At 48.5% G+C, this 24,803-nt stretch carries 25 protein-coding genes; 7 read left to right on the top strand and 18 right to left on the bottom strand.

The features are described from left to right. Positions 1-47: 47 nt before the first annotated feature. The 8 genes from ACBP46_RS01415 to ACBP46_RS01450 form a co-directional block, all read right to left on the bottom strand. The gene (locus ACBP46_RS01415) at positions 48-1,079 is read right to left on the bottom strand and encodes a carbon-nitrogen hydrolase family protein (protein WP_371014951.1); all 1,032 of its coding nucleotides are present in this window, start codon (positions 1,077-1,079) and stop codon (positions 48-50) included. 10 nt (positions 1,080-1,089) lie between these two features. Continuing rightward, positions 1,090-2,013: a fumarylacetoacetate hydrolase family protein gene (locus ACBP46_RS01420; protein WP_371014952.1), complete on the bottom strand. Its 924-nt coding sequence runs from the start codon at positions 2,011-2,013 to the stop codon at positions 1,090-1,092. Positions 2,014-2,068: 55 nt separating this feature from the next. Next, positions 2,069-3,196 carry a cupin domain-containing protein gene (locus tag ACBP46_RS01425; protein WP_371014953.1) on the bottom strand — a complete coding sequence of 376 codons (1,128 nt, stop codon included), beginning with the start codon at positions 3,194-3,196 and terminating at the stop codon, positions 2,069-2,071. A gap of 11 nt (positions 3,197-3,207) precedes the next feature. Then, positions 3,208-5,523 (bottom strand): bifunctional salicylyl-CoA 5-hydroxylase/oxidoreductase, encoded by a 2,316-nt coding sequence (locus ACBP46_RS01430; protein ID WP_371014954.1) that lies wholly within the window; start codon positions 5,521-5,523, stop codon positions 3,208-3,210. Between the two features lie 125 nt (positions 5,524-5,648). Next, positions 5,649-6,104, bottom strand: a complete 456-nt coding sequence (locus ACBP46_RS01435) for an acyl-CoA thioesterase (protein WP_371014955.1) — start codon at positions 6,102-6,104, stop codon at positions 5,649-5,651. 115 nt (positions 6,105-6,219) lie between these two features. Next, positions 6,220-6,738 (bottom strand): MarR family winged helix-turn-helix transcriptional regulator, encoded by a 519-nt coding sequence (locus ACBP46_RS01440; RefSeq protein WP_371014956.1) that lies wholly within the window; start codon positions 6,736-6,738, stop codon positions 6,220-6,222. A gap of 177 nt (positions 6,739-6,915) precedes the next feature. Further along, positions 6,916-8,424, bottom strand: a complete 1,509-nt coding sequence (locus ACBP46_RS01445) for an indolepyruvate oxidoreductase subunit beta family protein (RefSeq protein WP_371014957.1) — start codon at positions 8,422-8,424, stop codon at positions 6,916-6,918. Between the two features lie 18 nt (positions 8,425-8,442). Further along, a complete protein-coding gene (locus tag ACBP46_RS01450; protein WP_371014958.1) occupies positions 8,443-10,659 on the bottom strand; it encodes a thiamine pyrophosphate-dependent enzyme in 2,217 nt (738 codons plus the stop codon). Positions 10,660-10,857: 198 nt separating this feature from the next. Here ACBP46_RS01450 and ACBP46_RS01455 point away from each other — a divergent pair, with 198 nt between their 5' ends. Further along, on the top strand, positions 10,858-11,301 hold the full coding sequence (locus ACBP46_RS01455) for a MarR family winged helix-turn-helix transcriptional regulator (protein ID WP_371014959.1): 444 nt from the start codon (positions 10,858-10,860) through the stop codon (positions 11,299-11,301). Here the strand turns inward: ACBP46_RS01455 and galU are convergent, their stop codons facing one another. Genes galU through ACBP46_RS01475 form a run of 4 tightly spaced genes read right to left on the bottom strand, consistent with a single transcriptional unit; the run spans position 11,302 to position 14,026 of the window. Beyond that, complete coding sequence (gene galU, locus ACBP46_RS01460) at positions 11,302-12,138, bottom strand: UTP--glucose-1-phosphate uridylyltransferase GalU (RefSeq protein ID WP_371014960.1); 837 nt, start codon at positions 12,136-12,138, stop codon at positions 11,302-11,304. Positions 12,139-12,152: 14 nt separating this feature from the next. Continuing rightward, positions 12,153-12,311 (bottom strand): hypothetical protein, encoded by a 159-nt coding sequence (locus tag ACBP46_RS01465; protein ID WP_371014961.1) that lies wholly within the window; start codon positions 12,309-12,311, stop codon positions 12,153-12,155. A 12-nt stretch (positions 12,312-12,323) separates the two neighbouring features. Further along, complete coding sequence (locus ACBP46_RS01470) at positions 12,324-13,127, bottom strand: type III pantothenate kinase (protein ID WP_371014962.1); 804 nt, start codon at positions 13,125-13,127, stop codon at positions 12,324-12,326. Beyond that, positions 13,124-14,026 carry a biotin--[acetyl-CoA-carboxylase] ligase gene (locus tag ACBP46_RS01475; protein ID WP_371014963.1) on the bottom strand — a complete coding sequence of 301 codons (903 nt, stop codon included), beginning with the start codon at positions 14,024-14,026 and terminating at the stop codon, positions 13,124-13,126. Before ACBP46_RS01475 ends, ACBP46_RS01470 begins: the two co-directional genes overlap by 4 nt. A gap of 61 nt (positions 14,027-14,087) precedes the next feature. Between ACBP46_RS01475 and ACBP46_RS01480 the strand changes: the two genes are divergently transcribed. From ACBP46_RS01480 to lipA, 6 genes are all read left to right on the top strand, one after another. Continuing rightward, the gene (locus ACBP46_RS01480) at positions 14,088-14,756 is read left to right on the top strand and encodes an alpha/beta hydrolase (protein ID WP_371014964.1); all 669 of its coding nucleotides are present in this window, start codon (positions 14,088-14,090) and stop codon (positions 14,754-14,756) included. Positions 14,757-14,868: 112 nt separating this feature from the next. Then, a complete protein-coding gene (locus ACBP46_RS01485; RefSeq protein ID WP_371014965.1) occupies positions 14,869-16,062 on the top strand; it encodes a D-alanyl-D-alanine carboxypeptidase family protein in 1,194 nt (397 codons plus the stop codon). Positions 16,063-16,109: 47 nt separating this feature from the next. Further along, complete coding sequence (locus ACBP46_RS01490; RefSeq protein ID WP_371014966.1) at positions 16,110-16,982, top strand: D-amino acid aminotransferase; 873 nt, start codon at positions 16,110-16,112, stop codon at positions 16,980-16,982. Between the two features lies 1 nt (position 16,983). Next, positions 16,984-17,256, top strand: a complete 273-nt coding sequence (locus ACBP46_RS01495) for a DUF493 family protein (protein WP_371014967.1) — start codon at positions 16,984-16,986, stop codon at positions 17,254-17,256. A 16-nt stretch (positions 17,257-17,272) separates the two neighbouring features. Further along, on the top strand, positions 17,273-17,944 hold the full coding sequence (lipB, locus tag ACBP46_RS01500; protein ID WP_371014968.1) for a lipoyl(octanoyl) transferase LipB: 672 nt from the start codon (positions 17,273-17,275) through the stop codon (positions 17,942-17,944). A gap of 1 nt (position 17,945) precedes the next feature. After that, a complete protein-coding gene (gene lipA, locus ACBP46_RS01505) occupies positions 17,946-18,920 on the top strand; it encodes a lipoyl synthase (RefSeq protein WP_371014969.1) in 975 nt (324 codons plus the stop codon). A gap of 61 nt (positions 18,921-18,981) precedes the next feature. On the opposite strand, the gene ACBP46_RS01510 is transcribed toward lipA, so the two are convergent. The 6 genes from ACBP46_RS01510 to ACBP46_RS01535 form a co-directional block, all read right to left on the bottom strand. Further along, positions 18,982-19,749: a uracil-DNA glycosylase gene (locus ACBP46_RS01510; RefSeq protein ID WP_371014970.1), complete on the bottom strand. Its 768-nt coding sequence runs from the start codon at positions 19,747-19,749 to the stop codon at positions 18,982-18,984. A 15-nt stretch (positions 19,750-19,764) separates the two neighbouring features. Further along, on the bottom strand, positions 19,765-20,556 hold the full coding sequence (trpC, locus tag ACBP46_RS01515; protein ID WP_371014971.1) for an indole-3-glycerol phosphate synthase TrpC: 792 nt from the start codon (positions 20,554-20,556) through the stop codon (positions 19,765-19,767). Then, a complete protein-coding gene (gene trpD / locus ACBP46_RS01520; protein ID WP_371015404.1) occupies positions 20,553-21,584 on the bottom strand; it encodes an anthranilate phosphoribosyltransferase in 1,032 nt (343 codons plus the stop codon). The genes trpC and trpD overlap by 4 nt, the downstream gene beginning before the upstream one ends. A 24-nt stretch (positions 21,585-21,608) precedes the next feature. Continuing rightward, entirely contained in the window at positions 21,609-22,172 is a 564-nt protein-coding gene (locus ACBP46_RS01525) for an anthranilate synthase component II (RefSeq protein WP_371014972.1), read from the bottom strand. Between the two features lie 51 nt (positions 22,173-22,223). Beyond that, entirely contained in the window at positions 22,224-23,741 is a 1,518-nt protein-coding gene (trpE, locus tag ACBP46_RS01530; RefSeq protein ID WP_371014973.1) for an anthranilate synthase component I, read from the bottom strand. A gap of 235 nt (positions 23,742-23,976) precedes the next feature. Further along, complete coding sequence (locus ACBP46_RS01535; protein WP_371014974.1) at positions 23,977-24,663, bottom strand: phosphoglycolate phosphatase; 687 nt, start codon at positions 24,661-24,663, stop codon at positions 23,977-23,979. Between the last annotated feature and the right edge of the window lie 140 nt (positions 24,664-24,803).

The raw sequence follows: 24,803 nt of genomic DNA on the forward strand, positions 1-24,803 counted from the left end.
GCTGGGAAAGAGGAGGGGCGCGTACATCGCACGCCCCATATTTTTAATTAAAGGTCAGCGTCACGCCCAAGGGCGAGGTCTGAGTCCTCTGGATTGAGTTCGTCGGAACAAAACTGGTCGTTAGTAAAAGTGGCTGCGCTCAGGGCACGGCGATTCACTTTTAGGTCGAACACATCAAATCGATTGTAGTGACCGGTAATGTCATGCATTTGACGAGGTTGAATACAACGGTTTAAGTCGATGTCGGCATAAGCAATACCTTCTTCGTCAATTAATGCTTCGCCTACAGTGCGACCGTCTGGGCCAATGGTGCCAGAAAACGCGCTGTTTTTACGGGCCAATAGTTCGCGTGCCTCGGGGTGCGTAGCGCTCATGAGCTCTATTATTTCCTCGGAAATGGTAGAGCACGACACCACGGTAAAGACTTTACCTTCAAAGCAATGCGCTGCAGCACGTAAGCGAATGGCTTCTGCCATATCGTAATCTTTAGGTGCCACTGGCAGTGCAATGTAGTTGGCGGTGTGAATCATTTCACCCTGAGCTAATAGGCTAAAACGCGCCAAGGTGTTGGTGTTTTCGCCACAAGCTAAGGAACCCAAGGGGCCAATATTGGTTTTGTGAACGCGCATAGAGGAGGCATCGCCCGGTGCCCAGGTCAGCTTTTCTGCCCAGGTAGGTACCAGTTTGCGATGGCGACCAATAATACGGCCTTCGTGGTTAATGGTAACCAGCGTGTTGTAGATGGTGGCAAAGCTATTGGGGTTGCGCTCGTTAACGCCAATCACTACGTTTACACCACGCTGGCGTGCTGTTTGTGCGACTTTTTGTATTTCTGGTCCAGGCACTTCTATAGCAGAAAGCACGAGCTTTTCAAACCAAGGACTAGCCTCTACCGGGTTCATGACCCAGCTCCAGTAGGGGTAGGCCGACACAAACACTTCAGGAAAAGCAACAAGCTGAGCGCCATTATCGGCGGCTTCATGAATATAGCGGCAGGCTTTTTCAATGGTAGCGTCGGTGTCTAAAAACACCGGCGCGGTTTGAACAGCTGCAGCTTTGAATTTAGGTAATTCAAGCATGCATTGCTCCTTATTTAGCAGGGGTAACGTCCACGATGGGGTTGCGCAGCGTACCGATTCCTTCGACGGTGGCCTCAACCACATCGCCTGGCCACATCCACTCTTGTGGTTCACGACCTGCGCCTACGCCTTCGGGGGTACCTGTAGCAATAATGTCACCGGGTTCTAGGGTAATACCTGCACTGATATCAGCCACTAACTCGTTCACGTTAAACAGCATGTGTTTAGTGTTAGAGCTTTGTTTGGTGACGCCATTTAGGGTGAGGCTAAGATTGAGGTTGTGCGGGTCTACTAATTCGTCAGCCGTCACAATAACTGGACCAAAGGGTGCGTAGGTGTCTTGGCCTTTGGAGTAAATCCACTGACCAGCGCGGCGGCAGTCACGGGCGCTCACGTCTAGCATCACGCTGTAGCCGAAGACGTACTTGAGGGCGTCCTCTTTTTGCACGCGTTTAGCGCGGGTGCCCATAATGACTGCTAGCTCGACTTCCCAGTCCATTTGCTGAGTGATGTTTTTGTTGTGCTCAATAGCATCATCTGGACCTACTACTGTGGTAGGAGGCTTAGAGAAAATAATGGGCTCTTTAGGTAGCTCTTTAGAGGTGTCCAATGTACGGCTGGATTCGGCTACGTGCTCTACATAGTTCAAACCAATACCGAAGATGTTTTTGCGCGGACGGGGAATAGGTGCTAGTAGCTTCACGTTCGCTACCGGTACGGCTACACCTAAAGGTAGCTCGTCGGCGTACTCGTTTAGAAGTTGGCTTGTGGTCGCAACGGCACCTGGACCCATGTCAATAAAGTCCAACATGTTATCGGGCAGAGGCTGACCAATAGCAAGACCAAACTCAAAGAGATCAACGACGAGATCGTTGACAAGAGCACCTAAACGAGCTGGAGCAGACACATCGCTGCGGAAAGTAACAAGACGCATTTTTATCTCCGTTAGTACATGGCGCGCTGTTGCGGCAGCGCGTTAGATTCAGTAGTTATTCAGTAATGATTTGATGACCGTTGTTATCGACCAGCGCTTCTTCAAAGTACAAATTAAGCGCGCGCATCACAGGTAGGTCATGGAATGAGAACAAGCAAGCGTCTTCGCTGCTAGAACCATTTACGTGTTCGTGGAACATCCAAGAAGGCACGCAGAAAATATCACGTTCGCGCCAGTCAAAGCGTTTGCCATTGATGATGGAGTAGCCTTCGCCTTTGGCAACCTGATACATAATGCTCCCTGTGTGACGGTGGGCTTTGGTGTGCTCACCAGGACGTAGCATTTGCATGCTAGCGCCAATGGTTGCCATAACAGGCCCGCCCGTTAAGGGATTGGTGTAGTCCATGATGATGCCGTCAAACGGGCTGCCATCAGTGACTTTAGAATAACGTAGCAAGGCCTCGTAGGTAGGCTCCCACTCGTACTTCAATAGAGGTGAATAGGGTTTTTGCCAGTCGTGTAAGGTGGGTTTTAAACCGGGGCCGCCCCAGATATAGGAGGCGTCATTCACAGGGTAGGTCACCGCTTGAGACAGGTCTGGGTGCACGGCATAAAAACCGGCCTCCATGGCGTTAACCAAGGGGATATCCAAACCGTCTTGCCAAATGCAGGTTGAGCCTTCGGCGCTGACGCCGTGCTCATGCCATGCCCCATTAGGGGTCAGTACAAAGTCATTCGCACCCAATGTCATTTTATGGCCGTCCACTACGGTGTACGCACCCGACCCCTCCATAATAAAGCGCAATGCGGAAGAGGAGTGAGAGTGGGCAGAAGCGGCCTCGCCAGGGTGCATAACTTGTAGGCCTGAGTACAACCAACCCACTGCGGCAGAAACGTCTTGACGGCCTGGGTTGTTTAAATAAATGACGCGACGTCCGGCTTGTTCAGGTGTGACCAAATCCACAGAGCGTAATACATAATCACGTAGGTCTCGGTAGCGCCAAAGCACAGGCACGGACTGGGATTTTGGTTCCCAAGGTTCAATTTTGTTGGCTACGTTCCATAACGCGCCGGCTTCAAATTGCTCTAAGTCTTTGTAGTATTGAACTAATTCTGGCGTATCGGTAACGTTAGCGCGGCCGATCACGTCTTCTTTATAGATGTCATAACGATCTTGTGTCATTACTTGTCTCCTTAGCCTTGTAATACAGGGCGATTTTCTTGTCTTTCTAGCCAGTCTTGGCCCCATTGGTACTGAACAGGCCATTGCACATCGTGGTAGCCCAGTTTGGCTGCTTCATGTAAAGGCCAATTGGGGTTCGCCAAGAAAGCGCGTGATAGTGCACATAGATCGGCACGCCCTGCAGCAATAATGCTGTTGGCATGATCCGCCTCTAAGATAGCGCCTACAGCGATGCTAGCAATACCCACTTCGTTGCGAATTCGGTCTGCAAATGGGGTTTGATACATACGACCATAAATGGGTTTTTGGTCGCTGACAACTTCACCACTAGAGACGTCCACTACATCAGCGCCAGCCGCTTTAAAGCAGCGTGCAATTTCTACGGCTTCGTCTACGCTGGTACCGCCTTCCGCCCAATCCGTAGCGGAAATACGCACAAATAGAGGTTTGTGGGCAGGCCATACCGCACGCATGGCATTAAAGACCTCTAGGGGGTATGCCAAACGATTGGTTAAGCTGCCACCGTATTCATCACTACGTTGATTCAGTAATGGGGAAATAAAACTCGATAGCAAATAGCCGTGTGCGGCCTGAAGCTCTAAGCAGTCAAAACCGGCGGCGTCAGCGCGCTGTGTAGCAAGTACAAAGGCATCACGGACTTCATCCATTTGCGCACGAGTGATTTCTGCGGGGCAGGCACTATTGGCATCATAAGGTAGGGCAGAGGCAGAAACCACATCCCAATTGCCACTAGGCAAGGGCTGATTGGCTTGTTCCCAACCTACTTGAGTGGAACCTCTACGACCGGCATGGCCCAATTGAATCCCTGCAAGAGCTTGACCCGCATGGATAGCGTTCACTACCTTTGCCCAAGCTGTCGCTTGTTCGTCGTTCCATAAGCCTGCACAACCTGGGGTGACGCGCCCTTGAGGGGTAACAGCGGTCATTTCTGCCATGACCAGTGCTGCCCCACCTAAGGCGCGAGCGCCATAGTGCACACGATGAAAATCGGTAACCACCCCGTCCTCTGCGCTATAAGTTAACGTGGGTGAGAAGATAATGCGGTTTTTAAGTGTGAGCTCACGCAGTTTAAAAGGCGTGAACATAGGGGGCGGTGGATTTTGATCCGTGTCGAGCTGCATACCCGCTTGGGTAGCAAACCAACGCTCAAATGCGGCAATACCCGCAGGGTCACGCAAACGCAAGTTTTCATGAGAAATACGTTGTGAGCGGGTCAGCATGGAGTAGGTGAATTGCTCGGGAGCCATATTGGCATAACGGGCCACGTTTTCAAACCACTCAGTGGAGTTGCGAGCGGCATTTTGAATGCGTAATACGTCAATGCTGCGCTCTGCGCTGTACTGTTCCAGCGCCTGTTCTAAAGAATCGTCTTGCTTTAGGTGATTTGCTAAGGTGATCGCGTCTTCAAGAGCAAGTTTGGTGCCAGAGCCAATGGAAAAGTGCGCGGTATGAGCCGCATCGCCCATTAAAACAAAGGGAACATTTTTGCCATCGATATTTTCCCAATGCACCCAGTTATTGCAGATTACACGGGGGAAACGAATCCAAATCGCCGAGCCACGCAAGTGCGTTGCATTGCTGACTAAGGCATTGCCATCTAAATAGGGCGCAAAGAGGTCTTCGCAGTATTTAATGCCTTCCTCTTGGCTCATGTTTTCAATGCCTGTCTTGGCCCAGGTTTCATGCGGGGTTTCAACAATAAAGGTCGACATGCCTTCTTCAAAGCGATAAGCATGTGCTTGAAACCAGCCATGTTCATTTTCTACAAAAATGAAATTAAACGCATCAAATACTTTTTTGGTGCCTAGCCACACAAAGCGACAATGACGCTCGTCAATATCGGGTTTAAAGCTTTCGGGGTGTTTATTACGGATGCGGCTGTTAATACCATCGGAGGCAATAACGAGGTCGGCTTCATAGCGCCGAGCTATTTCTTGTTCGTCCTCAACGTTGGTTTCAAACACCAACTCAACGCCCACTTCCTCGCAGCGTGCCTGCAAAATATTTAGTAGTTTTTTACGCCCAATGCCAATAAAGCCATGACCTTTGCTGCGAATAGCACGCCCTTTGAAATGGGTTTCGATATCGTCCCAATGATTGAAGGCATCGCCAATGGTTTGTGCTGAGACAGGGTCTGCTTCACGCAGGTTTTCCATAGTGGCATCAGAGAACACCACACCCCAACCAAAGGTGTCGTAGGGGCGATTGCGTTCCACCACCACAATGTGGTTATCAGGGTTTTGTAATTTCATCAGCAAGCCAAAATACAGACCTGCTGGGCCTCCACCTATACATACGATTTTCATAGCTGTTCCGTATGGTTATGACACTTAGCTAATCAGATTCAGCTAAGTATATTTATTAATAAATAGTATACAGGTAAACTAATTGCGTAAATAAAAACCACAAAAAATATACCTGTTCTCCTGAGTTAAGCCTGACATGAGTCCGCGGTTGTGGCGACCTGAGGTACTAAAAAAGCTTGCATAGGCTCGCGTAAAAACTCGGGCACAGGGGCGGCTTGGTGGGTGATAAGAGAGGTTGTCACAATGACTTGGTTTACCTCCATGCGCAATACACCGTCATGACCAACACACTGCAAGTGCAAATGCAATGAACGACTGCCGATTTTCTTAACGCCTAGGCTTAGGGTGACATCGTCGCCCATTTGGCTAATAGAACGAAAGTTGGCTTCTAGGTGTACAGTAGGCATGCCGACTTTGTGTTTAGCAATTAGGCCATTAAACCCATCAGGAATCATCGTGTCTACCCACTGTTCCATTAGGTTGTTAAACATAACAAAATACTGAGGATAGAACACAATGCCTGCTGGATCGCATTCAGAAAATCGAATGCGATGTTCTTTGGTATACAGCTTTGATCCCATGCTTGTCCCTTCGTAACAAGATGTGCGTTTCGCACTGTGAGTTAATCAAGGTTTGGGTTAAGCAGACGGGATGCGCAAACCCAAACCAAAGCTTTATCATGAATCAGAGGGTGCTTTATTTGATTAAAGACAATAAATGCACACGTAATTGCCCTAGCTGTTGATGAACGTCTTCAACGGCATCGTGATCCAGCCCTTCGAAAAGCTCGGTGACCCATTGATTGTGCTGTTTAGCCATTTGTTCAAATGTGCTTTTACCTTTAGGGGTAAGTCGCAATAACCAAGCGCGTCTGTCAGTAGGGCTGCTTTCACGGGAAACCAACCCCTCGCGAGCGAGCTCATCGGTCAGGCCGGTGACATTGCCACCTGTCACCATCAAATAGCGGGATAATTCGCCCATTTTTAAGCCATCGGGGTAGCGATAGAGTTGAGCCATGTAGTCAAAGCGCGCTAAAGAGATGTCGAAGTTGACACGTAAGCGACGACGAATCTCATCCTCTATTTGTTTGGTGCATGTCATCAGACGTAGCCACAAACGTAGACTGGCTGGATCTTTGGGGCCTAAACGGCCTTCGTAGCCACTGTCGTGGTTTTGTTCTAAGACCTCATCGTAGTGCGCTGCATTTTGCTTCATGGTTAAGTGTTCCTCTGCATCAACAGTTCGTAAGGGCGATCTGTGATGGTTAACTGTAGTGACGGAGTCATTCCGTTTCGCTGATCAATGCTGATAGTTTAAAAGTATTCTACTATAAATAGTTTAGTAGTGAAGCAATTAAACTCCTATCGTTAACCATAAGACATCGCGTTTTACTTAGACTAATGCATAGGCGTTTAGCTTTTTTTCTAATGCTTTACCGTGCTCATCAGCCAGAGCGGCATCACGCAAAATCTCTAAGATTTGAGGTGAAACCCGACTGTGATGTTGATCTAAGGCTGTCATTACAGTGTGGAAGTTTTTTAAACCACGCAAGTGGGTATCACCATAGCCTTTAACTAAACGCTGAGTACGCGCAATTTCTAAGGCTAAAGCGGGATGGCTGCTTGCATGACTTTCAATACGGTTAAGCCACTGACTGATGCGTTCTTGCTCTACTTGGTAACGCAGAGATTTACGACGCCAGCGTCGTAGGCCGCCCAAGGTATTTAAAAGCAGAAAACCACGTAAGGAGCTAGTCTGTACCACACGTCCTTCTTTGGTGAATTTGCGCAAGAGTTTATGACCCCACGATTTAGGGTTAAGCAGCCAGCGACCTATGCCCACATGAGGAATAATTTCGCTAATTTCTTCGACCCGGGGGTGCATGTATTCGTTGATGGTTAAAATTTGACCCTCATTGAGTCGGACTTCTTTTTGCACACGCTCAAAACGACTGGCTCGGGTTTTTAGTTCAGCCACACGCACCGCATCTTCAAAGGACATCCACAGTGCCAAATAGCGCGCTGTTTCCTGTATAAGCTTGTGGTCATCAGCATGAGCTTGCTGCTGAACTTTACGTAGACGATCTACATAGAGCTCCGCATAAGCGATGTCTTGGAAATCAATTAAACGTCGTACTCCTTCAGCCACAAAAGGCTGAACTTCCGGTGCAAAATGCTGGCGTACCTGATCAATGAGCGCAGCTACTTTTGGGTGTTTGGGCTGGATGGTAGCCATATCGGGCAGTGCACTTTCTTCGATGTTATCTGCTTGGTCACGATTCCCTACATGGGCATACGCATTGCCAAAAGCACGTAGGCTGGGTTTTACCCCCACTCCACCTCGTTCAATGGTTTGTTCAAACTGTTCGCGGCTAAAAGGCAAAACGCCTGAGGCCGAAAGTGAGCCAAACAAGACAGCGCTAATTACACTACCAGAGTCTTCTGCTACTTGGGCCATATCAAAATGGATAAATTGCTTTGCGGCTGCACGTGTGTGATGGATGAGGCTATCACTATCGACGCGGCCATCGCCCATCGCCATTTTTTCAGCAATGGAGTAGACACGGTGGGTAGAGGTAATAAGCGTCGTGCGATCAGAAGTGACCAAACCACGTTGGACAGCACGACCGGCCTCCATAAGCTCTGAGGCTAAGACCACGTCTACATCGCCTGGCATAGGCATCAGAGCGAGTACTGGAGCTTTTTGCCCAGCGACTAAGCTTTTGGGGAAAAGCTCCACGTAATAAATAGTAGCGCCTGTGCGTTGTGCTACCCCAGGAACTGAAGTGGTTTGTGCAATGTAGCCATTGTTTTCCCCTAGGCTAACGATCCAGTTGGCGAGCACGCCCCCGCCTTCGCCACCCATGGCGAGAATAGCAATTTTGATTGGTTTAACTTGCATGGTGCATCCTTTAGCGATTTAGAAAGCGTATTGGTCGCGTTTAGCGGCGCTACGACGTTGGAACCAACTGATAATACGGCGACGCCATTTCTCTCGGAATGTATCCATGGAGTTGGGGTTGCTGATAATCTGCGCTCTGTAAAAAGACGGACATAAGATAGCTGCATGCGACACCTCGCCGCATAGTCCGCAGCCCACACAGCTGTTCATCACCGTGGCGACTGGGTCTGTACGTAAGGGGTCCGGATTAGGGCGAATAGACAAAGAAGGGCAACCTGATAAGCGTATGCAAGAGTGATCGCCAGTACAGGTATCTGGGTCTACACCAAAACGCTCACGCACCACCCGCTCACCGGCGGCTACGGCTTTGCGTACTTGACCTCGTTCGCGTCGCTGACGGTTCAACATACATTCACTTTGCGCAATCACCACTTTGGGGCCTTTGACCGAGGTGGTTAGGGCTTCTTTGAGTGTGTTGGTCATGGCTTTAAGGTCATAGGTGCGTTTTACGGTGTGCAACCAATTTACCCCAACCCCACGAGCCGCTTTTTCAATTAGGTGACCTGTGCTGCGAGTTTCATTTTTTGCTTTGGAAGATAGGATGTCTTGTCCACCTGTGGCTGCGGTGTAGCTGTTGTCCACCACAATCGTCAAGTTGTCGCTTTGGTTAAAGACTGAGTTAGCAATGCCACTGGTTAAACCGTTGTGCCAAAAGCCGCCATCTCCCATGACTGAAATAGCACGCTTTTTGCTGGCGTTAGTGTTGAGCGCCGACGCAGCAGCCCCGCCTAGGCCATAACCCATGGTGGTGTTGCCCAGATTAAATGGCGGCAAAATAGAAAATAGATGACAGCCAATATCTGCACTGACGTGGTGCTCGCCTAGCTCGCGCTCTACGAGTTTCATGGCGGTAAAGATAGGGCGCTCGGGGCAGCCAGTACAAAAACCAGGCGGGCGCGCATGTACATTTTCATCTAGCGAACCCATAGGTTTGACTTCAGCGGCCTCAACCACGTCATTGAGTTGAGCCACCTCTACTTTAACTGGGCTACTTGTGTCTTCGGTGCGAGGCACCACACGCGGTTTTGCTGCGGGCACTGGTTCAATTCGACCGTAGTGCTCTAAGAAAGCACGAATACCTTTCAACATGGTTTGGGTGTTGTATTCGCCAGCCATGGGTAAAAAGTCTTTGCCGTGAAGCGCTACATCTAAATCAGTACGATTTAAAATAGCGGCAATATTTTGCTCTACAAAGTTGGGCTGACCTTCTTCTAGAACCAATACCGCGCGCTTGCCTTGGCAGAACCGAATTAATTCGGAGTCAATCAGCGGATAAGCCACATTCATGACATAGAGAGGAATTTTGGATTCGCCAAACACATCGGCTAGGTCTAGGTGTTCTAGTGCACGAATTGCGCTGTTGTAGCCACCGCCTTGGATAATCAAGCCTACATCATCGTTTTCATCACCAAAAAACTCGTTGATTTGGCGTTCTTCAATAAATTTAATGGCGGCAGGCCAACGTTGCTCGACCTTTTCTTTTTCATGCAAGAAGCTTGCTGGGGGCAATACGATGCGATCCACATCGCGCTCGGGCTGCTCCATGGCGTCTTTGAGAGAGAACTTGGCCGCTTTGTTATCAGAGGCCACAAATTGTCCGTGGACGTGACAGGCACGAATGCGAAGCTGCAACATAACAGGTGTATTGCTGGCTTCGGATAAATCAAAGCCATCTTTAACTGCCTGAACAATACAGGGCAAGTTAGGGCGTGGGTCTAGCATCCACATTTGGGATTTCATTGCAAAAGCATGACTACGCTCTTGCATAATAGATGAGCCTTCGCCGTAGTCCTCGCCTACGATAACCAGAGCGCCGCCTTTGACCCCGCCCGAAGCCAAGTTAGCTAAGGCATCAGAGGCCACGTTAGTGCCTACGGTGGCTTTAAAGGTAACAGCACCGCGCAGTGGGTAGTTAACCGATGCCGCTAACGAGGCGGCTGCGGTGGCTTCGGATGCACTGTTTTCGAAACGTATACCGTGCTCGGTCAAAATGTCTTGGGCATCGGCCAATACATCCATTAGATGGGAAATAGGCGCGCCTTGGTAACCGGCTACATACGATACCCCAGACTCTAATAAGGCTTTGGTTACTGCCAAAATGCCTTCACCGCTAAAGACTTCGCCATCGCCTAGGCGCAGTTTTTTGACTTCCTCGACAAATGATCTTTCTGCCATGTTGCCCTCCTCGTAATGCATCTAATTTGATTAACTATTATTTTCATATGAATATGTTTAGTTCTCAACATATGAATAGTAATGGTTTTCCCTAGGCGTGTTGTTTTGTTCAAAAAAAACCTAAATAGGCGTAGCTTAGGTATAGTGAAGCCAATTTATAGTTATGCGTGAGCAATTTTTTAAATAGTTAGGGTACGTGTGAATACCGAAACAATTTTTGTAGATAATTATTTGCCGGCGTTATTGGCCCAAGCCAGTCAGATTATTTCGACTGAGTTTCACCAAGTAGTACAGAAAAATGGTTTGTCTATTACTGAATGGCGTGTGTTATCCATTTTGTCTGGAGCAGGCGTGGTCAGCGTAGGGCAATTAGCGCGTATTGCAACGAGCAAGCAGCCTACCGTGACTCGAGTGGTGGATAAAATGGTTAACGCAGGTTATGTGCATCGTGTGGCCCACAATGGGGACAGACGGGTGTCGTTAGTGGAAATTACAGAGCCAGGGAAAGTATTAATTTCTGGTTTGATTGAACAAGCCAAAAAGCACGAGTCAGAGGTTATTGAGCGCCTCCAGCCATTGGATGTGGAAGCGCTAAAAGCGACGTTGCGTCGCTTAATTTTAGAAAACCGCGTGGACGAGTAATTAGACGTTAAGTTGGTGGTATTTACGCCCAAACTCGACGGTGGCTTGGAAAAAGCCTTCTTTGCTGCCGCAGTCGAAACGGGTGCCCTGATAGCTATAGCCAAATACAGGTTGTTCTTTGAGTAAGCTAGCAATGGCGTCGGTTAGTTGAATTTCACCGCCCACGCCGGGGGTGGTTTGGCGTAAATGCTCGAATATCTCTGGCTCTAGCACATAACGGCCTACTACTGCCGAGCGGCTTGGGGCCACATCAGGGGCGGGTTTTTCTACAATGCCATCCAAACGCATCGTTTGCCCATCGACTGGCTGGCCTGACACGATGCCATATTTGTCGGTGTGTTCGAGCGCCACTTGTTGTACTGCAATAACACTGCCATTGTTTTGATGAGCGGCTTCTACCATTTGTAAAGAAACACTAGGCTCGGCATCAATCAGGTCATCGGCTAACAACACGAGAAAGGGCTCATTGCCAACTATGGGAGCTGCACACAACACAGCATGACCCAAACCTTTTGGCGTGGCTTGACGGGTATAAATACAGCTTATGTGTGGGGGCAGCACATTGCGCACAATGTCCAGTAGCTCATGCTTTTCTTTGGCAGCCAGTTCTGACTCTAGCTCGGGCATACGGTCAAAGTGATCCTCGATAGCGCGTTTATTGCGGCCAGTCACAAAAATGAGTTCAGTGACGCCTGCCGCAATGGCCTCTTCGACCGCGTATTGAATCAAGGGCTTGTCCACTATAGGCAGCATTTCCTTGGGCATGGCTTTGGTAGCTGGAAGAAAACGGGTGCCTAAACCAGCAACCGGGAAAACAGCTTTGCGAATAGGTTTCATACGAAAAGACCGAGTTAAGGTTGAGAAGGGCCAACATGAATGTGGGCATGATTAAAAAAAGGTTTAGGGGAGGGACTGCGTCCTAATTCACTTGGTGCAATGCCAAAAAAGCCCTGACCATAAGCCAATAAAAAAAGATTAATTATGACTAAAAATAAAGCAAAGGTACGCATAGGGATCCTTTTTTAGTATTGCGTTGCCATATAGGCTAAACCATCTAAAACCGGAGTGGGTTGGTACAACAACTTTTCTGGTCGTAATTGTAATTGCTGCTGCCGCTGCAAATAAGCCTGTTCTATTTCAGTGTGAACGAGCTCCCAACCGCCCCCACTGCATACCAGTAACGGTACACCAAGGTCTAACTCTAAGGCGAGTTGCCATTGTCGTAATACGGCACCAGCTTGGGCGGCAGCAATTCCTGTACTGATTGCTGCTCGGGTATGGGTAGGAAAATCCAAAAGTGCTCCAGGGCCTTGGCCCAGTTTAGCTGTTTTGGTAGCGAGGGCCTCATACATGAGTTGAGGACCAGGCAAGATCAGCCCCCCTTTGAATAAAGCAGTTTCCGTCGATGTGGCCGAGCATAAGGTGTCTACAGTAGTAGCAGTACCAAAACTAGCATGCACAATAGGGCGTGCTAGGGCCTGATGTTGCATAAGCACACCGATTAATGCCAACCAGCGATCAGTTCCAAGCTGATTAGGTTGATCATAACCATTGCGTAAAATAGCACAAGGTTGAGCCGAGTTGAGCCAGATTACAGGGCATGCTATGTCTTGTAGTAGCTGTAGAATGCGCTGTTCGACTTCGGCTTTGGCTACCGAGATAAGCAATGCCCGCTTTGGCTGTAAGTGATGCTGGTTTAGCCAAGGGATAAATTGGTCTAGTTCGTCTGGGGTTAAGGCTACTGTATGCGCGTGACAACGCTCTCCGCTAGCTAGTGCATAGCCAAACTTAATACGGGTGTTGCCTATGTCTATGAGTAAATTCATGCGATAGGCTCTGGCTTAGATGGGCGTACCGAGACCTCGCCTACCGAAATGGCATGGGTTTGGCCTGCACGCCGCAACAGTAACTGACCGTGCTCGTTGATGCCAGCCCCTATGCCCTCAAGCAGCGTTTGATTGTTATCAATAATCGCCAACGCTCTATCTACTAAACCATCTACTTTTTTGTAGCGTGCGGGCAAGTCTTTAAAACCATACGCAGTCACATCATTAAGAGCTTGATACCAACTTTTGGCAATATGGGCTGCAAGCTCGGCAGCACTGATATGCTTTAGGGTAGGAGACTCGTCTACTACGTCCGCCCAATCGGCCACATGACGGTTTAAAGCATGACTTAATGCTTTGGCATCGTTAAGGTTGACACCAATGCCGATGATAACCACATGGTGGTCAGCACTAAGAGGAGAAGTGCTGGCCCGTGTGACTTCGGTCAAAATACCAGCCAGTTTGCCGCCGCGCCACAAAATATCGTTAGGCCATTTCATTGTGAGTTTGTGCGCGTCTTGGATGGGCAGCAAAGCACGTAGCGCTTCTGTAGCGGCGACCCCAGCCAATGGGGATATGGTAGCCAACTGGCGTGCAGGCAAGAAAATATCAAAAGCACAAGAAAACATAAGGTGACCACCACGACGGTTTTCCCAAGTGCGTCCGGCACGACCGCGACCGCGGTCTTGAAGATGGGCACCAAGCAGCCAAGGACGAATGAGTTGTCCAGAGCCAGCACGTGCGAGCTCTAGTAAATCCGCATTGGTTGAGTCAGTACGCTCGACCCAGCGTAGAGTAGGAAAAAAAGGAAGCATGCTTTTAAGTTGTTGGATGATCACACTGGGATCATCTAGACCTAAAGCGGCGGGACAAGGCTTCAAGGGTAAACGGGTGTTCACAGGCACGATACGTAGATTTAGTTAAAATAAAACACATTACTCCTATTATGGCATTTTAGACATGGAACGTATGCAGACTATTCAGTTCGAGGGCAAAGCAGGGCGTATTGATTGCGCTATGGATTGGCCCGAAGCCCATCAGACGATTCGAGGTTGGGTGTTGTTGTTGCACCCCCATCCTTTGCACGGGGGCGCACGTAATAACAAAGTCATTACCACCATGAGTCGTGCCGCAACGGCACAGGGTTTAGTTGTGGTGCGTCCTGACTTCAGGGGCGTAGGCGTCTCGGCGGGCAGCTTTGATCAGGGGCATGGTGAAACCCTAGACATGTACGAGCTTGTGTTGCAGTTTCAAGCACAGTTTCCCGATATTGCACAGCACGCATTTTTATTGGGCGGGTTTTCGTTTGGCACATCGGTGGCGGCTCAGCTTTACAGCTTGCTAAAGCAAGCAGGCCAAACACCGCCACAGCATTTGGTGTTAGCTGGCTGTGCGGTAAAGCGGTTTATGTTTTTGGATACCGTAGAAGTGCCTGAGTATACGTATTTGGTGCACGGTGCTGATGACGAGGTGGTTCCTATAGACGAAGCCATGACATTTGCGCAAGCTCACGATTTAGCGGTAACAGTCATACCCGAAGCCGGTCATTTTTTTCATGGCAAACTGATTCTGTTACGTGAGCTAGTGGCAGCCCAGTGGCAGTTAGGCTTGTTGCGTGGTGATTCGTAGGTTTTTGTTACACATCGTAGCGTGCCAATTGGCCTTTAGCCGTTCTTAGCACCGAATGACGTGCCTATAATGGTACACACTTTCTTTTGCCCCTTATTAATGACGTCGAATTATGTTTAACAACGGTCGAATTTCTTTACGCCGCTATGTGGCGGCGCTAAGTCTGGCTTTTATGCCTTTGCTTTCTGTGGCTCAACAGCTAGCTTCAAGTCCAGACTCCACTTTGGTCAGTGAATTATCTACTATTCCTGCCCCTACCTTAGGTGCTAAGGCATGGTTGAGCTTAGACGTAAATAGCGACCAAATTATTGCTGCCCACAACATTGATGAACGTATTGAGCCTGCTTCATTAACCAAGCTCATGACTGCGTATTTAGTGTTTGATGCGATTGAAGACGGTCGATTAAGCCTAGACCAAGAAGTCACAGTCTCTGAAAATGCGTGGCGTACCGAAGGCTCGCGTATGTTTTTAAACCCTAACTCGCAAGTGACTGTTAATGAATTACTGCAAGGCATGATTGTGCAGTCGGGTAACGATGCGACGGTAGTATTAGCAGAGACTATTTCGGGTAGCGAGGAAGCCTTTGCTGCTCTGATGAACGAAGAGGCCAAGCGCCAAGGGTTAAGCAACACGCATTTTGAGAATGGCAGTGGCTTACCGCACCCAGATCACCTGACCTCAGTACGTGATTTAGGTATTTTAGCCAAAAACTTAGTGACCCGTTTTCCACAACACGTGCATTATTACAGTCAAAAAGAATACCTCTACAACAAAATCAATCAACCCAACCGTAATCGTTTGTTATGGCTAGATACTACCGTGGATGGACTGAAAACGGGTCATACTAAGTCAGCAGGTTATGGCTTGGTGACCACGGCTTTACGTGATGGGCGTCGCATTATTACCGTTGTCACTGGCACGGCTAATGACGCCGCGCGCACAGAAGACAGTCTGAAGCTTTTAAATTGGAGCTATCAAAACTTTGATACGGTAGAGCTTTATAAGCCTAATGAGCCCATAGTCAATGCACGTATTTGGGAAGGGGAAAGCGAGAATGTAGGCTTGGGGTTAAAGCGTTCAGTATGGGTAACCGTACCACGCGGTCGTGCTAACGATATCAAACCAACAGCACACTACACTCAGCCCTTGATGGCACCCGTCGCCCAAGAACAACAGGTGGGTAACGTCACCTTTAGTCTAGAGGACCATACTCTTGCTAATGTGCCCTTGTTGGCATTGGAAAATGTGCCTCAGGCCGGCTTTGTTGGGCGTATGATTGATAAAGTTCGCATGTGGTTTAACTAAGTCATGGCTCTTTTTTCTTCTTTATCATTGTTGTAAACGAGGCAAACATGATTCCAAACGTAGATCCTGACACTATCGTCTATTTAAATGGCGATTATGTTCGTATTGCTGACGCCAAAATCTCTGTGCTGGATCGCGGTTTTATTTTTGGTGATGGTATTTACGATGTGGTACCCGCCTATCAGGGCAAACCTTTCCGCATTGATGAACACTTAGCCCGTCTAGAGCGCAGCCTAAAGTTGATTCAGCTTGAAACTTCTTTTACGCGTCAGGACTGGGAGCAATTAGTCTTAGATATGCTGGCACGCGTAGGGCGTGGTCGCGACTGTATGGTGTATTTGCAGGTTACCCGTGGCGCAGCCAAGCGGGATCATGCGTTCCCCGCCGACAGCACACCTACCATTTTTTGCATGGTAACCCCGTTCGAGCGTCCGACCGAGACACGTGAAAAAGGCTTAATAGCTGTAGCAACTCAAGATGTACGGTGGTTAATGTGCCATATTAAATCCATTTCATTGCTAGGGAATGTGCTTGCGCGTCAGCAAGCCGTCGAAGCGGGGGTTGATGAGGTCATTCAATTCCGAGATGGTTTTTTAACCGAAGGTTCGTCAACCAATATATGGGTAGTCAAAGACGGTGTATTGCTTGCACCCCCACGTAATAATTTAATTCTCGAAGGCATCCGGTATAGATTGCTCGAGGAGCTCGCGGCTAGTGCTAATATTCCATTTGAAGCGCGTCCTATTGCCGAGGCCGAAGTGGCTGAGGCCGATGAGTTATTAATTACTTCTGCTACCAAAGAAGTGCTACCTATCTTGCAATATAACGGCAAAGCAGTTGGCCGGGGACAGCCTGGCCCTATTTACCAGGCGCTCAGAGCAAGGTACGATGAACTTATTGCGCAACTAGAAGGACAGTAAAATGGAAATCAAACCCGAAGATTCCCTAATTGAATACCCTTGTGTCTTTCCCATCAAGGTCATGGGTAAAGCCGTCCCCGAGTTCGAGGACGTATTAATCGAGGTGGTTCTAGAGCACGATCCCGACTACGACCGTGGCACCTTGGTTAGTCGCCCCAGCGAAAAAGGTAATTACACAGGCCTGACATTTCATGTTAATGCGGTGTCACGCGAGCAGCTTGACGCACTTTATAAAGCTTTGCATGGTCACCCCCTTGTTTCTATTGTGTTGTAAATCAGGTAAGTGGTAGATGACTATGCAGTTGCGGTGGTTAAACGGCCAGCCCGATTACACTCTTATTTGGCAAGCCATGCAGGATTACACCAACACACGGCATGCCGATAGTTCCGATGAAATTTGGCTGTTAGAGCACCCCGCAGTGTATACCTTGGGCCAAGCAGGCAAACCCGAGCATATTCTAAATGCTCAGGCCATTCCTGTTGTGAAAACAGACCGTGGTGGGCAGGTAACCTACCACGGGCCAGGTCAGCTTATTGCTTATTGTTTAATTGATTTACGTCGCCAAGGCTTATATGTACGCGAGTATGTAGCCAAACTGGAAACTGCAATTATCCAAACCTTGGCGCATTTTGGAATTGCTAGCGAACGCAAGGAAAATGCGCCGGGGGTATATGTACGTGGTCATATCGTACAAAATACCCATTACGCTTCTGATGAATTCGTTAAGATCGCTGCCCTCGGTGTTAAAATACGAAATGGCCGTAGTTACCACGGTTTGTCTTTAAATGTCGATATGGATTTACGCCCTTTCGATGGTATTAACCCGTGTGGCTATGCTGGGCTGGGCACCACCGACATGCGCTCATGTGGTCAGGCAGTCAGTCTGGAACAGGTAGGTCAGGTCTTGTCTTTACAGCTAAAACACCAATTTAGCGCTACTACTGAAAAAGCTTATGAATAACGTGAATACTCCCAAACCTACAGTGCGTCCTCGTGAATACGACCCAACGCAAAAGCAGAAAGCGGAAGACAAAACCTCGCGCTTACCTATAAAAATCGTTCAAACCGAGCGTTTGAAAAAACCGGATTGGATTCGCGTTAAAGCGGCTGCGCCTAGCTCGCGTTTTTATGACATCAAAACCATCCTGCGCGAACGCAATCTTTATACCGTTTGCGAGGAAGCCTCCTGTCCTAATATTGGCGAATGTTTTGGCAAGGGTACCGCTACATTTATGATCATGGGCGACAAATGTACTCGTCGCTGTCCTTTCTGCGATGTGGGTCATGGTCGTCCCGATCCGTTAGACACCGACGAGCCCATTAACTTGGCTAAAGCCATTGGCGCGATGCGTTTGTCTTACGTAGTGGTTACCTCTGTAGACCGTGACGACTTGCGCGATGGCGGTGCCGCTCACTTTGCTGAGTGCATTGAAAAAGTGCGCGAGCACTCACCTCACACCACAATCGAGGTATTGGTGCCCGATTTCCGTGGCCGTCTGGATCGCGCCTTGGATATTTTTGAGCAAAGTCCGCCCGACGTGATGAATCACAACCTAGAAACCATTCCTCGCTTGTATAAACAGGCTCGTCCGGGGGCCGACTACGAGCATTCGCTCAAGCTGCTGTCCCAGTTCAAAGAGCGCTGCCCAACGGTACCTACCAAATCAGGTTTAATGGTTGGTCTAGGTGAAACCAACGAGGAAATTCTCGAGGTAATGCGCGATCTACGTGCTCATAACGTGGATATGCTTACTATTGGTCAGTATTTGCAGCCCTCCGAGCACCATTTACCTGTTTTGCGCTATGTCACTCCTGATGAGTTTAAAGAGCTAGAGCAAAAAGCATATGAAATGGGTTTCACCCATGCCGCTATTGGGGCTATGGTGCGTTCGTCTTATCATGCTGATCAGCAGGCCGAAGCTGCTGGCGTGGCCTAGAGTATGCCAAGCTAAAATAAAAAAGGGCTTTTAAGCCCTTTTTTATTATGTATTAAAACTATTACGACGCAGCAATCCACTGGATAGGGGTTTGACCATGGGCCTCTAGCCACGCATTGCATTGTTTGAATTGGCCGCTGCCTATAAAGGGCGTGGGCTTTCGTTTCGCCGCCAAAGGTGACGGGTGGTTTGAGCGTAAAATTTCAATTGGGCCCGTTTTATGTGCGTTGATAAGCTCGATTTTGGCCTGGGCGTGATTGCCCCACAGCATAAATACTTTTGGAGTGTCTAGCGTGAGCAAATGCTGCAAAATACCATCGCTGATGTATTCCCACCCTTTGTTGGCATGCGAGGCTGCTTTACCGTCTTCGACTGTAAGCGAGGTATTTAAAAGCAGCACCCCTTGCTCTACCCAGGGCGTAAGATCGTGACGTGGCGGGTAGTTGGCGTATTCGGGGTATTCCAAATGCAGTTCTTCGTAGATATTACGCAAGCTAGGTGGGCACGGCACGTAGTCTGGTACAGAAAACGCTAAGCCTTGGGCTTGGCCTGGGCCGTGATAGGGGTCTTGGCCTAGGATAATGACCTTGATGTCGGCAGGCTGACACAGGGTTAAAGCATAAAAAGGATTAGATGGATAAATAACGGCCCCAGCCGAGAGGCGTTGTTTTAACCAGTAATCAAGCAGTTGTAGTTTGGTTTGTAGAGGTTCTTGTTGAAGTACAGACTGCCATTCGGGAGACAATGCCGCAACCAAAGGCTGGAGAGAGCCGGTTAATTGATTAAGCGTTTCTGGCTGATCTAACAGCCCTAGTTGTTGCATGTGCATAAAAAATAGGTGTGTTTAGTTAAAAAACAATTGCTCTAACGCCACCCCAGGATCGGGCTGACGCATAAACGCTTCGCCCACTAAAAATGCGTTTACCTGATGATCGCGCATTGTTTTGACATCATCAACATTAAGAATACCACTTTCTGTGATGATCAGCTTGTCTTCGGGTATCAGACCAAGCAAATCAAGAGTATTTTGCAAACTGGTCTCGAAGGTGCGTAAATTGCGATTGTTAATGCCAAGCAATGGGCTTTTTAGCTGCAAAGCCGTATCGAGCTCGTCTTTGTCGTGAACCTCGACCAGCACATCCATGCCTAATTCGTGGGCTAGGGCCTCGAGCTCAAGTAATTGATTGAGATTAAGAGCGGCCACAATGAGCAAAATACAATCGGCACCGATGGCGCGCGCATGGATGACCTGATAAGGGTCCACCATAAAGTCTTTGCGCAAAACCGGCAGCGCGCAGGCAGCACGGGCTTGGCGTAAATGGTCGTAAGCCCCTTGGAAATACTGCATGTCGGTCAATACCGATAAACAAGCAGCCCCATGAGCCGCATAGCTAGTAGCAATTTCAGCGGGGTTAAAGTTTTCGCGAATCACACCTTTAGAGGGCGAGGCTTTTTTCACCTCGGCAATTACCGCAGGTTGATTTTGGCTAATTTTATAGTTCAATGCACGGACAAAACCACGCACATCTTTACGACTTTTAGCTTCGCGTAATAAGTCGGCTTCGCTGCGTAATTGACGCGCTGCCGCGACTTCTTCTTTTTTAGTTTGGAGAATTTTAGCGAGAATATCGTTCATGCTGTTAGTTTCCGAGTGTACGTACAAAATTCATCAAGCTTCGCGCGTGCAGCGCCCGATGCAATCATATCAAATGCAATGCGTAAACCGCTCTCAATCGAATCGGCACCATTACCGGCATAAATGGCTAAGCCGGCATTAAAAGCCACAATGTCGCGAGCGGTGCCATCGACATTGTTGAGGGCGTCTTTGATCATGAGTGCAGACTCTTCTTTGGAGTCGACCCGAATTGAGCGATTAGAGCTCATGGTCATACCAAAGTCTTCGGGATGGATTTCGTACTCAAACACTTGATCGTTTTTAAGTTCGCCAACTAATGTTGACGCCCCGGTAGAGGCCTCGTCCATACCGTCCTTGCCGTGCACAATTAAAACATGTTTTGCTCCAAGCCGTTGCATTGCCCGTACTTGGATACCGACTAGGTCAGCATGAAACACGCCCATGAGCTGATTGGCTGCACCGGCCGGGTTAGTTAATGGGCCTAGTATATTAAATAGTGTGCGTACACCCAACTCTTTACGTACTGCGGCAATGTTTTTCATCGCACTATGGTGTGCTGGTGCAAACATAAAGCCAATATTGATGTCCTCAATGCTTTGGGCAACTTGTTCAGGGTGTAGGTCTAAGTTTGCTCCTAAAGCTTCTAGTACATCTGCGCTACCGGACGAGGAGGACGCACTGCGGCCCCCGTGTTTAGCGACTTTTACGCCAGCCGCTGCCACCACAAACATGGCTGCGGTAGAAATATTAAAGGTATTGCTGCCATCGCCGCCGGTGCCACACATGTCCAGTAGTTCGTCTGGGTTATGGGTAATTACAGGAGTAGCAAATTCACGCATGACCTCTGCCGCGGCAGCGATTTCCCCTATGGTTTCTTTTTTAACACGTAACCCCATGAGCAAAGCGCTTGCCATAACCGGCGACATTTCGCCTCGCATTAACATACGCATTAAATGCAGCATTTCGTCATGGAAAATTTCACGGTGCTCAATACAGCGTACAAGTGCCTCACTAGGCGTAATGGTTATGCGTTCTTTTTTCATCGTTGTCTCTTAGGCTTCTAAAAAATTTTTTAATAGTTGGTGGCCGTGTTCGCTCAGAATGGATTCGGGATGAAACTGTACTGCACTAATTGGCAATGTTTTATGACGCAGCCCCATGATTTCCCCATCCTCCGTTTGCGCTGTAATGATTAAGCAGTCAGGAAGGCTCTCTGCTTCTACGGCTAAGGAGTGATAGCGCGTGACGTTCATTGGACTGGGTAGACCTTTAAATACATCTGATCCGTCATGACGGATAGCTGACACTTTGCCATGCATAATTTGTTTGGCATGCACTATTTTGCCTCCGAAAGCCTGCGCGATGGCTTGGTGCCCTAAACACACTCCGAGTAAAGGCACTTTGCCTGCAAAGTGTTTTATCACCTCTAAACTGATGCCTGCATGGTCTGGGTTGCTAGGGCCTGGAGAAATACAAATGTAGGACGGATTAAGTGCTTCAATATCCGCGATCGTACACTGATCGTTACGCTGGACTTCAACCGGTTGACCAAGCTCTTGAAAATAATGCACCAAGTTATAAGTAAATGAGTCGTAATTGTCGAGCATAAATAGCATGATGAGTCCTTTAAGAAACAGAGAGCGAACACGTTGAAAAATAGAAACCGATTAAATGGGGTCGTCCAAACCAAATTGGACTTGTTCTGCAGCGCGTAATAAAGCACGTGCTTTGGCTTCTGTTTCTTGCCACTCTAGCTCTGGAACTGAGTCTGCCACGATGCCAGCCGCAGCTTGAACGTACAGTTGACCGTCTTGAATGACACCGGTGCGGATCGCAATAGCTAAATCCATTTCGCCGCTGTAGCTGAGGTAGCCCGCTGCGCCGCCGTAAATACCACGTCGTACGGGCTCTAACTCATCAATAATTTCCATTGCTCGTACTTTAGGAGCACCCGTTAGGGTGCCCGCAGGAAAGCTGGCTTTTAATACATCCATGCTGCTCATGTGCTCTTGCAGCTCCCCGCGTACATTCGACACGAGGTGTTGCACATGAGAGTAGCGCTCAATGCTCATGGTGTCAGTGACTTCGACTGTGCCGGCTTTGGTAATACGACCTAAATCGTTGCGAGCTAAATCAATCAGCATGAGGTGTTCGGCGCACTCTTTGGGGTCCGTTTTAAGTTCAGCGGCGAGTAGCGCGTCCTCTTCAGGTGTAGCACCCCGACGGCGCGTTCCAGCTAGCGGACGTATGGTGACAAATTGTTTGTCCTCACCTTGGACGCTCTGTCGTTCTTGGCGCACTAAAATTTCTGGCGAGGAGCCGACCACTTGGAAATTATCAAAATTCCAGTAGTACATGTAGGGGGAAGGGTTCAGTGAACGTAGAGCGCGGTACAGCGAGAGTGGTGAGTCACGGAAAGGCTTTGTGATGACCTGACCGATTTGTACCTGCATGATTTCGCCATCGGTGATGTATTGTTTGGCTTGAGCTACGGCTTCTAAGTAGTCAGTCTTAGCAAAAGTACGCTGCTCAAAGGTTTCCATGCTGGCATAGGCATAAGGGATGGTCACCGGATGGCGCAGTTTTTCGCGCAGCTCGCGTAAACGACGACGTGCTTTGGTAAAGCTTTCAGCTACATTGGGATCAGCGTACACAATTAAGTAGGTGCGACCCGCCAAATTGTCCACAATAACTAGCTCATCAATATGCAAAAGCATTAAATCCGGTGTGCCAGTTTGCCCTTCAGGAAAAGGTTTCACTGTAGGTCCTAGACTGGTTTCAATGTGGCGTACGGTGTCGTAACCAAAGTAGCCAGCTAAACCACCACAAAAACGGGGCATGCCAGGACGAAGAGCCACAGTAAAACGTTTTTGATAGCTTTCTACAAAATCAAGGGGATTGCCTTCGTGGGTTTCAATGACTTTGCCCTCGTGAACCAGTTCAGTGGTGGTACCGGTTGCGCGAATAATGGTTTTAGCGGGCAAGCCAATAAAGGAATATCGTCCAAACTGTTCGCCACCAATGACTGATTCCATCAGGCAGCTATTGGCACCATGTTCAGTACTGGTATGAGCCAGCTTCAAGTAGATAGAAAGCGGGGTGTCTAAATCCGCATAGGTTTCTACAATCAGAGGAATGCGGTTAAATCCTTGTGCTGCAAGAGCTTTAAATTCAATTTCAGTCATGATATGAGGCCTTTGATTTCATAAAGCGATCAAGGAGCCGGACTGAGTTGGGAACAAAAAAGCCCGGCTCTGTGAAGAGTTCCGGGCTTTTTGTGCTCGTCGTGTAAACAAAAACTATAAATACAGTTACACGGCGGCCTTTGTTACAGACGACCCGGAACCCAAACGCCACCAGCGCCAATAGGCGCCATAGATGGAATAAGAGTTGCGGTTCGTTTGCATGAATTTTTATGTATTAAGAAGTCGTATTGGATTGGGCAGCCCACTGGGCCGCAGCGACAATACTGGAAACTATACCATCACAATCCAGATCCTGCACATCTTTCCCTTCATTGTAGCCATATGGCACTAGCAGTACATCAATTCCGGCCCGTCGTGCCGCAACGCTGTCATTACCTGAATCACCAATAACTAAGGCTTGCGCAGGGAGCACACCCAATTTTTCACAAGCATATAAAAAGGGCATGGGATGTGGTTTTTTTTCTGCACACGTATCGCCGCCTACCAGCAAATCAAAATAATGATCTAAGTGCATTAGTCGCAATAAGTCGGGCACAAATTGCATGGGTTTGTTCGTAACCACAGCTAAAAGACAACCAGCTTTTTGAAATTTTTCGATACCGGCAATCACATCAGGAAAAACCTGTGAAATACTGTTTTTAGTTTGATGGTCGTAATGTTGAGCAAATAAAATACGAGCCTGCTGTTGCAGATCAGGGTCGATGGTGGATTGCTCAGTGACTTGTTTAAGGCATAAATCGATAAGGTGGTGCGTGCCTTGTCCTACAAAGGTGCTGATCAGATCCACCGATAGGCTAGGAAAACCTAAGTCGTGCAGCATTAGATTGGCACCTTGTGCAATATCAGGAATGGAATCGACTAAGGTGCCATCTAAATCAAACAAAACCGCTTTATAACGCATGGTACGTGCTCCGCATAAGCAAATAAACCTAAGTGTAGCGTGAGAAATGCACAACGCCTGTGCTATTTATATTGATACTTTTATGACAATAGTTGTTTAAATTGTCGCAATCCTATATAAATGTAGGCAACTCTTTCTCC

Origin of the sequence: Paenalcaligenes hominis (assembly GCF_041359055.1) — a bacterium.
In the GTDB taxonomy this organism is placed as follows: domain Bacteria; phylum Pseudomonadota; class Gammaproteobacteria; order Burkholderiales; family Burkholderiaceae_B; genus Paenalcaligenes; species Paenalcaligenes hominis_A.